Raw genomic sequence first — 14125 nt, 5'->3', positions numbered from 1 at the left:
AAAAAATGGGCGGTAAGCCTGAAAACGAGGTGTGAAACATGAGAAAGAACAGTATTAAAAACACCAGAATAAACCAGGAAGTACAAAAGGAATTAAGCGAAATTATCCGCGCGGGTATCAAGGATCCGCGGATCAATCCCATGACCAGTGTTGTGGCGGTTGAGGTGGCGCCGGATCTGAAGACATGCAAAGCCTACATCAGCGTATTGGGGGATGAGGAGTCCCAAAAAGATACACTGGCAGGCTTAAAGAGCGCGGAAGGCTATATCAGGACGAAGTTGGCGCGCACCATTAACCTGCGCAACACGCCGGAAATCCGGTTCGTGCTGGACCAGTCCATCGAATATGGAATCAACATGTCGAAGCTTATTGACGATGTCAACCGGGACTTGAATGAAAAGGGTGAAGTAGATGATCAATCTGACATCTGAACTTGAAAATGTAAGAACCGTTGCGATCGCCGGCCATGTAAAACCGGACGGCGACTGCATCGGGTCCTGCCTGGGGATGTATCTGTATCTGACTACTTGTTTTCCTGATGTTCAGACAGATGTGTTCCTGGGAAAAATCGCTCCGGAATACGGTTTCCTTAAGGGCGTGGATCAGATCCGCCATGAGATCGATGGAGCGGGACCCTATGACGTGTTCATTTCTCTTGACTCCAGTGACAAGGAGCGGTTAGGAGCAGCGGGCGAGCTGTTTGATACGGCGAAGAAGACCATCTGCATCGATCATCATGTCAGTAACCAGGGGTTTGCCCAGGTCAATTATATCGTGCCGGATGCCAGTTCCACCTCGGAACTGGTGTTTGAAGTGATCGGGGAGGAGAACGTGACCCGGGAGATGGCGGAGGCTATCTATACCGGGATTGCCAGCGATACGGGAGTGTTTCAGTATTCCTGCACGTCCTCCAGAACCATGAAAATCGCCGGTATTCTGATGGATAAGGGAATTGATTTTTCCTGGATTGTGGATGAGACTTTTTATAAAAAGACCTATCTTCAGAATCAGATTCTGGGCCGGGCGCTGATGGAAAGCATGTTGCTGCTGGATGGAAAATGTATCGTCAGCGGCTTCCGCAAAAAGGACATGGATTTTTATCACGTTGGGCCGTTGGATTTTGAAGGAATCGTGAACCAGCTAAGGCTGACGGAAGGCGTCGAGGTGGCGGTATTCCTCTATGAATCCGGAAACCAGGAATTTAAAGTCAGTATGCGTTCTAAAAGTCAGGTGGATGTGAGCGAAATCGCGGTCTATTTCGGCGGCGGCGGCCATGTGAGAGCGGCGGGATGCACCATGCAGGGAACGATGTTCGACGTGATCAATAACCTGACCCCTCACATCGAAAAGCAGCTGAAAAGGAAGGTAGAACAAGAGTGATACACGGAGTGATCAACGTTTACAAAGAACGGGGATATACTTCCCATGATGTGGTGGCGAAGCTGCGCGGAATTCTAAAGCAGAAGAAGATCGGGCACACCGGTACGCTGGACCCCGATGCGCAGGGCGTACTGCCGGTGTGCCTTGGAAAAGCCACGAAGCTTTGCGATATGCTGACTGGGGAAGAAAAGGTCTATGAAGCGGTGCTGAGACTGGGAATCAACACAGACACGCAGGATATGACCGGACAGGTGCTAAAAGTCCGGGAAGTACAGGTGACGCCGGAAGAGGCGGAGGAAGCGGTGAACAGCTTCGTGGGAGAATATGACCAGATACCTCCCATGTATTCCGCCCGGAAGGTCAATGGAAAAAAATTATATGAACTTGCCCGGGAAGGAAAAGAAGTGGAGAGACAGGCCAGGAGAGTCAGAATCTATGAAATCGTGATTCTGGAATGCCGGCCGCCCCTGATCCGCTTTACGGTCCGCTGTTCAAAAGGCACTTATATACGCGCCTTGTGCCAGGACATCGGAGAAAAACTGGCCTGCGGCGGTTGTATGGAATCCCTGCTTCGGACGCAAGTAGGGCGTTTTACGTTAAAGGACAGCTTAAAGCTGGACCAGATCCGGCAGCTGGCGGCGGATGGGCGGATAGAGCAGATACTGACTCCGGTGGATGAGATGTTCGCCGGGATACCTTCCGTGACCGTAAAAAGCGAGTTCCGGAAGCTGATTCAAAATGGCAATGCGTTTTTGCCGGGACATCTGCTGGAGGCGGGCGGGCCGGGCTTTGGCTTCGCCGGGCCGGGACAAGTCCGGGTCTATGACGAGGCGGGAGGTTTCTACGGCATCTATGAATGCCAGACAGAACGCGGCCGATTTCAGCCGGTGAAAATGTTTTTAGGAGATTGAGAACATGGAATACATTACAGACCTGACAAACTTTCAAATGGATACTTCCTCCATCGTTTCCTTAGGCAAATTCGACGGACTGCACCGGGGCCATCAAAAGCTGTTGACAAAAATGAAAGAATGGTGCACCGGTGGGGAAAAGACGGTGGTGTTTACCTTTTCGGTCCCTCCGCAGGCAGCCCTGTCGGGAAACGGCCTGTCGGTTCTGACGACCAATGAGGAGCGCAGAGCGCTGTTGGAACGGGAGGGGATCGATTACTGCGTGGAATGCCCCTTCGGCCCTGAGATCTCCCATATGACGCCGGAGCAGTTTATACGGGAAATCCTTGTGAACCGGCTTCGGGTAAAAGAGCTGGTGGTTGGCACGGATTTTCATTTCGGATACCGGCGGTCGGGAAACTGCGGGACTTTAATGGCGTTCGCAGACAGCTGCGGTTACCGTCTGCACGTGGTGGAGAAGGAAGTATATGAAGGACGGGAAATCAGCAGCACCTATGTAAGAGAAGAGGTAAAGCAGGGACATATGGAAGTGGCGGAAGCGCTGCTTGGCTATCCCTACATGATCCGGGGGACCGTGGCCCATGGCAGGCAGATCGGGCGCAAGACGCTTGGAATGCCTACGGTGAACCTGATGCCGCCGGCAGATAAGCTGCTGCCTCCCAACGGGGTGTATGTATCCATGACCCGGGTGGATGATGTCATATACCAGGGCATGACGAATATCGGGTATAAGCCCACGGTCGGAGGAGAGACAAGCGTCGGGGTGGAGACCTTTCTCTTTGATTACGAAGGAGATCTCTACGGTAACTATATCGAAGTGGGACTTCTGAACTTCGAACGGGAAGAGCGCAGATTTGAGTCTATGGACGCGCTCAAAGAACAGATGGAGAAAGACATTCAATACGGAATAACATATTTTGCCAAAAATATGAACAATTTGTAAAAAGTGCGATTTATGAGCCTTCGTTGTTGACAAAAAAGTGTGCTGTGTTATAATAAATTGGTAATAAATTTAACAATTACGTAATAATTTACAATAATTTACATAAGACCAACAGGAGGTTCGAATGAAAAAACAGATTGTACTTGCAGTTTTGTGCCTGAGTCTTACCGGAGCTATGATATTCGGAGGGGACGCCGTAGCAATGGCATCCACCGCCAACAGCTTCGCAGGAGCGGGCATTTCTGCTGAGATAGAGACGAAGACAGCCAATGTTTCCACCAGCGTGAACACAACTGCTCAAAATACACAGCCTGCGGCCCAGACCGATGCGCCGGCCATGGCCGGAATTATGGCGGATGCAAAAGCGGTAGCCACGGCAAACGCGACGCCAGCGGCAGCTCCGGCAGCGAACACGGACCAGCCCGCGGCAGATCAGGCGGCGGCTCCGGAAACACAGGCTCCGGCAGAGGAGCAGGCGGCTCCGGCTGTACAAGTCGAAGGCTATACGAATCTGGGAATTGCCCAGGTGGACAATCATTTGAATGTCCGTGAAGAACCCGATGAAGGTGCAAAATTGGTCGGTAAGATGCCTAAAAATGCCGGCTGTGAAGTTTTAGAAGTTCAGGGAGACTGGACAAAAATCGAATCCGGAAAAGTGACCGGATATGTAAAGAGCGAATATCTGCTGACCGGCGACGCGGCTACGGAAGCGGCGCAGCAGGCGATGTCAAAGATGGCGAAGGTCAACACCACCACATTGTATGTGCGGGCCGAGCCGAATACCGAATCCACCATTGTCACCCTGGTTCCGATAGAGGAGGAACTGGAGGTGCTGGAAGAACTGGATGGCTGGGTAAAAGTTAATATCGACGGCGACGAGGGTTACGTATCCGCGGAATATGTGGATGTATCCGCAAAGCTGCCCAAGGCTTCCACGATCCAGGAGCTGCAGGTAGGTGAAGGCGTATCCGAAAAGAGCGTTTCTGTCGTATCCTATGCGAAGCAGTTTGTCGGTAACCGATACGTATACGGCGGAACCAGCCTGACCAACGGTACGGACTGTTCCGGATTTACCATGGGCGTATATGCCAAGTTTGGCATCGGGCTTCCCCATTCCTCCAGAGCACAGGCTAACTGCGGAACCCGTGTCGGATTAAATGAAGTACAGCCCGGAGACCTTGTTTTCTACAGCAACGGCGGCGGTATCAATCACGTAGCCCTGTACATCGGGGGAGGACAGGTCGTTCACGCCAGCTCTCCGAAGTCCGGCATCAAGATTTCCGGAATGTATTACAGAACCCCTGTATGCGCAACCCGGGTAATGAAATAAGCAATCGGTTAATCGGGGACATGTCCATTTGGACATGTCCCCTTTTTGAACAATCAGGAATGATAAAGCTGGCGGTAAGCGGTGGGAGTATAAGCGGTCAGAGCTTTAAACATCCGGACAAAAGAGGAAATGCTGTTAAAGCCTGACAGGTACGCGATCTCTGTGATCGAAAGACCGGGATCGATCAAAAGATTCTGTGCATAAGCGATTCGTTTCGTATTCAAAAATTTATAAAAGGTTTCACCGGTAAACTGCTTAAAGAGCCGGGAAAAATGATATTTACTGAAGCCCGCCCTGCCGGCTATATCGTCCAGAGTCAGATCCTCCGCACAGTGGGCGCTGATATAATCACATATGTTCAAAAATTTTTCTGTATACTCCTGGTGCTTGGTTGGTGCGACATCAAACAGCAGGTTGTTACACAGACATTCCCGCCCAAGCAATACGAAGAATTCAGCGATTTTTGCAAAGGCAAGCGCATCACATAAGGGGGCGGCTTCCAGACACTCTCTTTGAATTTCCAGAATAAGCTTTTTCGCGTCTTCATAGATGGAGGGCATTGTCCCGGGGGTAATGATTTTTGCCGGTGCTAACATAGATATAGCCGAATCAATATCCTGAAACCTATTTAGAAAAGACAAATCAACCTGAAAAATAATTCTCATTCCGCTTTTCGGAGCAGAGATTCGGTGGAGCGTGCCGGGTGTGATGAGCAGTATATCCTCTTCTTTTAAATGGTAATCCACGTTGCCGCAGCTGACCATATAATGATTTTCGATTGGAAATATTATTTCAACCGGTGTATGCCAATGCTCCGGATAATCTTCGAATTCGTCGTTCAGATACATTTTAATTGCATTGTGTTCTTTGAAGTGAACCGTCTCATGTTTTCCATTAATATTTTCAATCATATATACCTCCACGGCGGTATTTATCATAAACAAAGGGTTTTAAAGGTATTATAGTATTTCTGCCGTAAAAAGTATACTTTATTGAGCAGCGGATGCTGCGAATCCGCCTGAAGGGCATGTATTAATGGGATGCTGTTAAGTATACCTTATTGAGCAGCGGATGCTGCGAATCAGTTCCCGTAAAAGCCGCAGGGGTCCCCCCATCCGGACACGAACTGGCTCCCCCTTATGCCAATGAGGCGTACTATAATAAACCCGACAGACCGGGGATTTTTATAGCCATATTCCCCAGTCTCCATAGTTAAAAGTACCACTGCCATGATGCAGTTTTCCGTCAGCTTTCAGCCGTTCTAACGCATCTCGCATACGAATTAAAATTTCCGGCTGTATATCCAATGAATGATGTGCCGGAAATACTTTTTTGACAGGCAAAGCTGAAATCTTTTTCAGTGAAATAAGGTATGCTTCCGGGTCAGTAGATGGATAATAGGCAAATAGGATATCTTTATAAACCAAATCGCCAGTGAATAAATATCCTTTATCTTTTTCCCAAAAGCATAAGTGTCCAGGTGCATGTCCAGGTGTATGCAGCGCCTCTATTTGGCGTCCGCCAATGTCGATTACATCCTGGTCAGCTAATACTTTTGTCGGCATGCCCTGAAAAAACTCATAATCGTCTACATCAAAACCATTAGGTAAATCGCAGCGGTCAACAACCATTTCTCTAATTGTTTTCAAGGATAAAGGAAACTCTCCATTCAGCCAATTTAATTCCTTTTCATGTGCATAAAAATCCGGAAAATATTTGTGTCCTCCAATATGGTCCCAATGAATGTGTGTTGCAACCGCCGTGATGGGTTTATCCGTAAGCTTTATCACTTCATCATATATATTTGAAATACCAAGTCCTGTGTCTATAAGCAGGCTCCGCTCACTTCCGTTTAGCAAATAACAGTGCGTTTCTTCCCAATGCCGATATTCGCTAATAATGTAAGTATTTCCGTCTGTTTTATCTATTGTAAACCAGTTCTCCATTGTCTACTCCTCCTTCAAATTAGAATTTATCAGGCACATCTTTTCCGCCACAGGTATCAATATTTACATTCTAAAGCCAAGCCTCATTAAAGTCAAATTCCGCCCAAAGGGCATGTATTAATGGGATACTGTTAAGGATAATACTTAGCAATATTTGATAAGTAAATAGCAATTTCTAAGATGAAATAGTCAGTCTGTTGTCTTATATTGATATTAAATTCTAATAATTTAACCTTGTAACCCCAATCTATACAAACCCAAACCTTATAGATAAAAACCTCATAAATCAAAACTTCATAAATCAAAACCGCAAAGGCCAAAACCATTATTACGCTGGCTGCCATCATCGGCGTGGATGCGTTACCGCTGTACAGAAAAGGCAAAGTCAAGATGCGGAAAAATAATATGCGTTATGAAAAGAAAAGGAGTATGCAGATGGAAAGAGAAGAAGCCAGAAGACGTGCAAAAGAATTGACAGAATTGATGACGGTGGAAGAAAAAGCCGCCCAGTTAAAGTATGACGCGCCGCCGTTAAAGCGGCTGAACATACCGGCGTATAACTGGTGGAATGAAGGGCTTCATGGGGTGGCCAGGGCGGGATGCGCCACCATCTATCCGCAGGCGATCGGGATGGCGGCCGTGTTTGATGAAGAACTGCTGCGGCAGGTGGCGGATCAGATCGCTACGGAGTGCAGAGCCAAATTCAATGCCTATTCACAAGAAGGGGACCGGGACATCTACAAAGGACTGACCCTATGGAGCCCTAATATTAACATGTTCCGGGATCCAAGGTGGGGACGGGGACAGGAGACTTATGGTGAGGATCCGTACCTGACGAAGAAGCTGGGCGTTGCCTTTGTCAAGGGGCTGCAGGGGAACGGCAAATATCTGAAAACCGCAGCCTGCGCCAAACATTTTGCCGTGCATTCCGGGCCGGAGGCCCAGAGGCATGAGTTTGACGCAAGGGCGACGGCGAAAGATATGGAGGAAACCTATCTGCCGGCCTTCGAAGCGTTGGTAAAGGAAGCGCACGTGGAGGCCGTGATGGGAGCTTATAACCGGACAAACGGCGAACCCTGCTGCGCGAGCAAAACTTTAATCCAGGAGACCCTAAGAAAAAATGGGGGTTTCTGGGACACTTTGTCTCCGACTGCTGGGCAATCCGTGATTTTCACCAGCACCACAAGGTGACGAGCACGCCGGAGGAGTCGGCAGCTATGGCCTTAAAAACGGGCTGTGATTTAAACTGCGGAAACACTTATCTTCGGATTCTGCAGGCTTATCAAAAAGGGCTTGTGACGGAAGAGGAGATCAGCCGTTCCGCGGAACGGCTGATGACAACCAGGATTCTGCTGGGCATGCACAGCACGGATAACGAATATGATAATATCCCGTATGATAAAGTAGAATGCCGGGAGCATTTACATACATCCGAGGAAATGGCAAGGAAGGGAATCGTGCTTCTAAAAAATAACGGGATTCTCCCGCTGGATAAATCGAGGCTTAAAACAATCGGAGTTATCGGGCCAAACGCGGACAGCAGAACCGCTTTGATTGGAAATTATCACGGAACCGCTACGGAGTATATAACATTGCTGCGAGGTATTTTAAACGAGGCGGGGGAGGAGACCAGGGCCTTGTATTCGGTTGGATGCCATATCGTGAAGGACCGGTGTGAACATCTGGCCTGGAGGCAGGACCGGTTATCGGAAGCCAGGATAGTGGCAAAACAAAGCGACGTGGTAATCATGAATCTGGGCCTGAACGAATTCCTGGAAGGGGAAGAGGGAGACACGGGGAATGAATACGGGTCCGGCGACAAGCAGGATCTTCAGCTCCCACTGGTGCAAAGGGAACTTTTGGAAGAAGTGGTGGGCGCCGGAAAGCCGGTAATCCTGTGTGTGTCATCCGGGAGCGCGCTGGATCTAAGCTTTGCCCAGGAACATTGCGCCGCGGTTCTGCAATTGTGGTATCCCGGGGCCAGGGGAGGAAAGAGCGCTGCGGATATATTGTTCGGCCGCTGTTCCCCATCCGGAAAGCTTCCGGTTACATTTTATAAGGATCTGGATGAATTGCCGCCTTATGAGGACTATTCCATGAAAAACCGGACTTACCGGTATATGAAGACACAAGCGTTGTATCCGTTCGGGTATGGACTGACCTATGGAAAGGTGGAAGTGTTGGGTATAACGCCTGAAAAACAGGATGCAGAGGCCCGTTTGAAGGTAAAAATAAAAAATACCGGGAAAGTCAAGACGGATGAAGTGCTCCAGATATATATCCGGAATCTGGATTCCGCATATGCAGACGAAAATTATCATCTGTGCGGTTTTAAACGGATATGTACAGAGCCGGGGCAGGAAGCGGAACTGGACTTCTGTGTGGAGGAAAGGGAGTTCACCGTGGTGGACGATGAGGGAAGAAGATTCCGGGACGGGAAACGCTTCCGGTTCTATGCCGGCTTCCACCAGCCGGATAAAAGAAGCTGCGAGCTGTCGGGGAGCGGCGTGATGCAGGTGGAGTTGGAATGGTAACCGGGGCCTGCTTTCGATGGAGCTTTATTTTCACTTGACAGAGTTTGGGAAACTCAATATAATTGAAAAATATGAGCGGAAGGGTGTTAAAATCGAAAGTTTAAGGGATGAGGTGTTGATGTGCCGGTAACCATCAATCAGATTGCGGAGCTGGCCGGGGTGTCTAAGGGGACGGTGGACCGTGTGTTGAATAACCGCGGAAACGTGTCGAAGGATATTGAGGCCAGAGTCCGGCAGATTGCGAAGGAACTGAATTATAAACCAAACCTGATGGCGAAGTCGCTGGCTCTTAGAAAGAAAGCTCCTAAAATAGGGGTTGTATTTCATGTAAAGAATAATTTCTTTATAGAGCAGGTGAAACTGGGGGTCCAGGCGGCTACCGAAGAGCTGGTGGATTATGGGATTACGGTAATCAGCTATTACAGCAGGAATTTTGACGTGGATGATCAGCTGGCTCTGATTGACCGGCTGCTGGAGGAAGGGGTTTCGGCCCTGGCGATCACCCCGATTAACGAGCAGCCGGTGATCGACCGGATCGATGAGCTGATCGATCAGAAATTCCCTGTATTTTGTTTTATCAACGATATTAAGACCAGGAATCCGCACTACTTTATCGGCATCGATGCTTATCGGACCGGAGGGATTACGGCCGGGCTTTTCAATATGATAGCCAGAGGCGAGGAGAAACTGGCGATTGTTACTCCGGGAATGAAAATGCTGGGGCATGTGCAAAGGATTGAAGGCCTACAGGATACCCTTGAAAAATGGTATCCGCAGATTACGATGGCGGGAGTCTGTGAAATACCGTCGAATGATATAGAGATCTATAAAACAGTAAAACAATTTTTTCAGGAACATCAGGAGATCACTTCTCTTTGGTATGCCACTTCTCTGAGCAACGGAGGAATCGTGGCTTTAAAGGAACTGGATCTGCTGTATAAAATTAAAATTATCTGTATTGATCTTCAGAATTTTACAAGGGAAGGCCTGGAAGAGGGGTACATCTACGCGACGATCAATCAGAAACCGTATGAGCAGGGGTATGAGACGATAAAGATGATCTTTAGTTATCTTCTGACCGGCGAACTGACGGAATTTACCCATACGATCGAGTCGGAGATTGTGATCAGGGAAAATATGCCAGGATAACGGATCTGGGTTTGCTGTTATAATAGAATGGCCTAAGGAAACAGGCTGTTCCGTTATAACAGTTTTTTTATGGCGGAGAACACATAGCGCCCGGATTTATAACGTTTATGGGCGATGCACGAAAAATAGTCGGCGGGGCTTTGCCGGGCGCTGCTGTTTCTCACAACTCTGAGCACGATAGGAGGCGCTCTTATGGAATAAATACCACAGCTGTATGCGATTCGTATTATCTGATAGCTGAATAAGAGGAGAGAATTACAAAATACTGTGTACGGTAACGGAAATGGGATTGCAAAAACAAAGTCAAAGAAATAAAAATATACAAAATATGTGATAAATGCACAAAATTATAACTAATAAATAGTTTAATAATCACAAAAATGTCGGTGAAATCAAATAAAAATTGACATATTTCGCACGCTTGCTTATAATGAAATAGAACTGTTAACGTACACAAAAAAGGAGAGAGACAAATGAAAGGAAGAATGAAAAAAATTATTTGCGCGGGACTTATAACCGTATTGGCAGCTGCCTCTTTGGCGGGATGCGGAGGTAAAAAAGAGGGAGAACCTTTGAAAGTGGGAATTATGCCGGCATCCGTAGGCGTTCCGGTGCAGTACGCGTATGACAAAGGCTATTTTGAGGAGGAAGGCCTGAAAGTGGAACTTTCGATTTTCCAGACCGGCGCTCCGATCAATGAAGCCATCGCCGCAAAACAGATCGACCTGGCCGCTTCCGGCGCCGCCACGATCTTCTCGCTTGCATCCGGTAACTGTACGCTGCTGGCTGAGTTATGTACCTCCGGCGGAATGGGAATCTATGTAAGACCCGATTCCGATATCTTAAGTGTCCAGGGAGAACTTTCGGATACTCCCGATGTATATGGTTCCGCGGAAGTGCTGAAGGGCAAAACGGTTCTGGGTCAGCTCGGGACCTCGGCACAGTTAAACGTATCCAAATATATGGACAAATTCGGATTGACCAGTGACGATTACACCATGGTACATATGGATGCAGGTCCCGCTTTCCAGGCTTTTGTGGCCGGTGAGGGAGACGCGCTGGCCGCTTATCCGCCTTATTCCTTCAATGCTCAGAACGAAGGCATGGTACAGATCACGACTTTTGAAGAAGCTACCGGATTCAGCATCATCGACGCCCTGTTCGGCAGATCGGAAGTAATCAAGGAGCGCCCGGAAGATATTGAGAAGTTTGTAAAATGCGTAATCAGAGCCGACGAGGAATTAAAGGACGACGCTCTTCGCAGCGAATATTCCATGAAGTTCTTCAAAGATAACGGAAGAGAATACTCGGAGCAGGATATGGCGGATGAGATCGCCGTAAGAAAATACATGGGTAAAGATGACTTTACAGACGGCACTTACTCCTTCGGAAAATGTTTCACCGACCAGGGTGAATTCTATGTGGAAAATGGAAAAATTACGGAAGATCAGATTCCGAACCTGTACTCCTCACTGGACCCCAGTTATTTGAACAAAGCGCTGGGCATCGACATTAAACCGGAAACAAAATAATGACATACTTTTGCGGGGCTGCGCTTCGGTCGGTGAAAGACTGAGGCGGCAGCTCCCTCAAAAGAAGGAGGAACTCCATGAAAGAGAAAAAATATACGCTGATCTCTATTGCAGCCGTGGCCATTTTCCTGATTATCTGGCAGATCTGCGCGGCGATGAATCCGGGCGGGATGCTTCCCACACCGGTGGCGGTAGTGAAGGCTTTCTTCCTGAAATTTACGGATAAAAACCCGGATGGAGCCACGATGCTGGTGCATCTGGGGGCTTCCCTTAAGGTGGCGCTGTCGGGTTATCTGATCGGCCTGCTGATCGGCATCCCGCTTGGAATCTGTATGGCCTGGTATAAGAAATTCGACTGGTTCGCAAGACCTCTGTTTGATCTGATCCGTCCGGTTCCGGGGATCGCCTGGATTCCGCTGATGATCATTCTGTTTGGCATTGGATTGTTGTCAAAATCTATGGTTATCTTTATCTCATCCTTTACCGCCTGTGTCATCAACTCCTATTCCGGAATCAAGCAGACGGAGAGCGTCCATCTGTGGGTCGGACAGATCTACGGGGCCAGCAATACGACCCAGCTGTTCAAGATCGCGATTCCCACCGCCCTTCCCATGATTATGACCGGCATGAAAGCGGCGCTTGGAACCTCCTGGGGCGCATTGATCGCGGCGGAGCTTCTGGCATCCACGAAAGGTTTGGGCTTTATGATCCAGCAGAGCCGGGGGCTTATGCGGGTTGACATCATCATAGCCGGTATGGCGATGATCGGTATTGTGGGAGCGCTCTTGGGCGTCCTGCTGAACCTGCTGGAAAAACTGGTATTGAGGGGAGGCAGATGGTAATGACGAAAAAACTGTTTAAGGACAGAGATGATTTTTGGCGGCTGATCTGCGGAATCATAGCGATTCTGGGATTCCTCCTGATCTGGCATTTCGGGACCAACGGAACCAGGCTGGGAGAGATCATGCCAGGACCTATCGTCATTTTGAAAAGCTTCTTCGAGGCATTCACCCAGAAGACGGCCGGATATACCATATTCGGACATACGTTCTGGAGCCTGAGCCGGGTGCTGGTGGGATATTCCGTGGCCTGTGTCCTGGGTATCAGCCTGGGGCTTTTGATGGGGAGATACAGATTGGCGGAAGCCATTTTCCGTCCGTTCTATGAAATGATCCGTCCGATCCCTCCCATTGCCTGGATTTCCCTGGCGATTCTGTGGTTTGGCCTGGGCGAGACAATGGCATATTTTATCATTTTTCTGTCCGCCTTTAATAACATTACGATTAATGTATTCATGGGAACCAAATCCATCAATCAGGAGCTGGTCGGCTGCGCGAAGATGCTGGGAGCCAATGAAGCCCAGGTGTTCCGCACCGTGGTTATTCCGGCTACGATCCCCTATATCTTCGCGGGGATGCAGATCGGTATCTCCTCCAGCTGGGCGGCCGTGGTGGCGGCGGAAATGGTCCGTTCTTCTAAGGGCCTGGGGTTCCTGATTGTCAGCGGAATGGACATCAATAATATTTCTCAGATCTTTGTGGGAATCCTGGCAATCGGTATCGTCGGCTTCCTGTTAGCAACCATTATGAGAGGAGTGGAAGGCAAATTATGTCAGTGGAACGTGAGAGGAAAATAGAAGCTCCGGTCATCGAGTGCAAGGCTGTCCATAAGAAGTTCTTAAACCTGGCGGGAGAAGAGCACGTGGTGATCGGCGATATCGATCTCCAGGTGAAAAAGAATGAGTTCCTGGTTCTGTTCGGGCCCGGCCAGTGCGGAAAAACCACAATGATCAATCTGATCTCCGGACTTTTGCCGGCCACTTCCGGCGAGATAACGGTCAACGGCAAGCCGGTCACGGGGCCCGGCGCCGACAGAGGGGTCGTCTACCAGACCATCAATCTGTTTCCGTGGCTGACCACCATGGGAAATGTGGAATACGGCCCGAAGATCCGGGGCGTCGGAAAAGAAGAACGGCAGAAGAAGGCACAGTATTACATCGATCTGGTGGGACTGCAGGGATTTGAAAAAGCCTATCCGGTAAAATTATCCGGGGGCATGAAGCAGCGTGTGGGAATCGCCAGGGCCTACTGCAACGAGCCCGACGTGCTGCTGATGGATGAACCCTTCGGCGCGCTGGACGCGCAGACCCGCTATATGATGCAGGAAGAGATCGAGAAGATCTGGCAGAAGGAAAAACGGACGGTTATCTTTGTCACTAATAATATAGAAGAAGCCCTGTATCTGGCGGACCGGATCGTGGTGCTCAGCAACTGCCCGGCGACCATCAAGGCGGAATATAAGATCGATCTGCCCAGGCCCCGAAGCTATGTGGATCCCGAGTTCCTGCGGCTGCGCAAGGAAATCACCAGCATCGTGGATATTACGAAATAGGAGGAGAGC

General features: G+C 49.1%; 13 protein-coding genes and 1 pseudogene. 12 read left to right on the top strand and 2 right to left on the bottom strand.

Features of this window, described 5'->3' with window-relative positions; translation table 11 throughout:
- Positions 1-38: 38 nt before the first annotated feature.
- The 5 genes from rbfA (at position 39) to KTH89_RS10135 (ending at position 4564) form a co-directional block, all read left to right on the top strand.
- Positions 39-431, top strand: coding sequence for a 30S ribosome-binding factor RbfA (rbfA, locus tag KTH89_RS10155; protein WP_158344095.1), 393 nt, complete (start codon positions 39-41; stop codon positions 429-431).
- Entirely contained in the window at positions 412-1380 is a 969-nt protein-coding gene (locus KTH89_RS10150; protein WP_158344097.1) for a DHH family phosphoesterase, read from the top strand. Before rbfA ends, KTH89_RS10150 begins: the two co-directional genes overlap by 20 nt.
- Positions 1377-2291 (top strand): tRNA pseudouridine(55) synthase TruB, encoded by a 915-nt coding sequence (gene truB, locus KTH89_RS10145; RefSeq protein WP_238721512.1) that lies wholly within the window; start codon positions 1377-1379, stop codon positions 2289-2291. The genes KTH89_RS10150 and truB overlap by 4 nt, the downstream gene beginning before the upstream one ends.
- A 4-nt stretch (positions 2292-2295) precedes the next feature.
- Positions 2296-3234, top strand: a complete 939-nt coding sequence (locus tag KTH89_RS10140; protein ID WP_238721510.1) for a bifunctional riboflavin kinase/FAD synthetase — start codon at positions 2296-2298, stop codon at positions 3232-3234.
- A gap of 124 nt (positions 3235-3358) precedes the next feature.
- Positions 3359-4564, top strand: coding sequence for a C40 family peptidase (locus KTH89_RS10135; protein WP_238721509.1), 1206 nt, complete (start codon positions 3359-3361; stop codon positions 4562-4564).
- Positions 4565-4617: 53 nt separating this feature from the next.
- On the opposite strand, the gene KTH89_RS10130 is transcribed toward KTH89_RS10135, so the two are convergent.
- Together KTH89_RS10130 and KTH89_RS10125 are read right to left on the bottom strand one after the other, a co-directional pair.
- Positions 4618-5475: an AraC family transcriptional regulator gene (locus tag KTH89_RS10130; protein WP_238721507.1), complete on the bottom strand. Its 858-nt coding sequence runs from the start codon at positions 5473-5475 to the stop codon at positions 4618-4620.
- 273 nt (positions 5476-5748) lie between these two features.
- On the bottom strand, positions 5749-6510 hold the full coding sequence (locus tag KTH89_RS10125; RefSeq protein WP_238721505.1) for an MBL fold metallo-hydrolase: 762 nt from the start codon (positions 6508-6510) through the stop codon (positions 5749-5751).
- A 390-nt stretch (positions 6511-6900) separates the two neighbouring features.
- On the opposite strand from KTH89_RS10125, the pseudogene KTH89_RS24965 reads away from it, so the two are divergent.
- The 7 genes and pseudogenes from KTH89_RS24965 to KTH89_RS10095 form a co-directional block, all read left to right on the top strand.
- Positions 6901-7790: pseudogene (locus KTH89_RS24965) on the top strand (glycoside hydrolase family 3 protein); the annotation flags it as partial.
- Between the two features lie 54 nt (positions 7791-7844).
- Entirely contained in the window at positions 7845-9044 is a 1200-nt protein-coding gene (locus KTH89_RS10120) for a glycoside hydrolase family 3 C-terminal domain-containing protein (RefSeq protein ID WP_408639962.1), read from the top strand.
- A gap of 120 nt (positions 9045-9164) precedes the next feature.
- The gene (locus tag KTH89_RS10115) at positions 9165-10193 is read left to right on the top strand and encodes a LacI family DNA-binding transcriptional regulator (RefSeq protein WP_158344103.1); all 1029 of its coding nucleotides are present in this window, start codon (positions 9165-9167) and stop codon (positions 10191-10193) included.
- 473 nt (positions 10194-10666) lie between these two features.
- The gene (locus tag KTH89_RS10110) at positions 10667-11725 is read left to right on the top strand and encodes an ABC transporter substrate-binding protein (RefSeq protein ID WP_238721503.1); all 1059 of its coding nucleotides are present in this window, start codon (positions 10667-10669) and stop codon (positions 11723-11725) included.
- A 77-nt stretch (positions 11726-11802) separates the two neighbouring features.
- Complete coding sequence (locus tag KTH89_RS10105; RefSeq protein ID WP_238721502.1) at positions 11803-12567, top strand: ABC transporter permease; 765 nt, start codon at positions 11803-11805, stop codon at positions 12565-12567.
- Positions 12567-13361, top strand: a complete 795-nt coding sequence (locus KTH89_RS10100) for an ABC transporter permease (RefSeq protein ID WP_238721501.1) — start codon at positions 12567-12569, stop codon at positions 13359-13361. Before KTH89_RS10105 ends, KTH89_RS10100 begins: the two co-directional genes overlap by 1 nt.
- Positions 13340-14116 carry an ABC transporter ATP-binding protein gene (locus tag KTH89_RS10095; RefSeq protein ID WP_238721553.1) on the top strand — a complete coding sequence of 259 codons (777 nt, stop codon included), beginning with the start codon at positions 13340-13342 and terminating at the stop codon, positions 14114-14116. Before KTH89_RS10100 ends, KTH89_RS10095 begins: the two co-directional genes overlap by 22 nt.
- Positions 14117-14125: the final 9 nt, after the last annotated feature.

This window comes from Diplocloster agilis (genome assembly GCF_019042275.1).
GTDB lineage: Bacteria > Bacillota > Clostridia > Lachnospirales > Lachnospiraceae > Diplocloster > Diplocloster agilis.
Note: the sequence above shows the minus strand (reverse complement) of the source record. Positions and strands in the feature narration are given on the sequence as shown.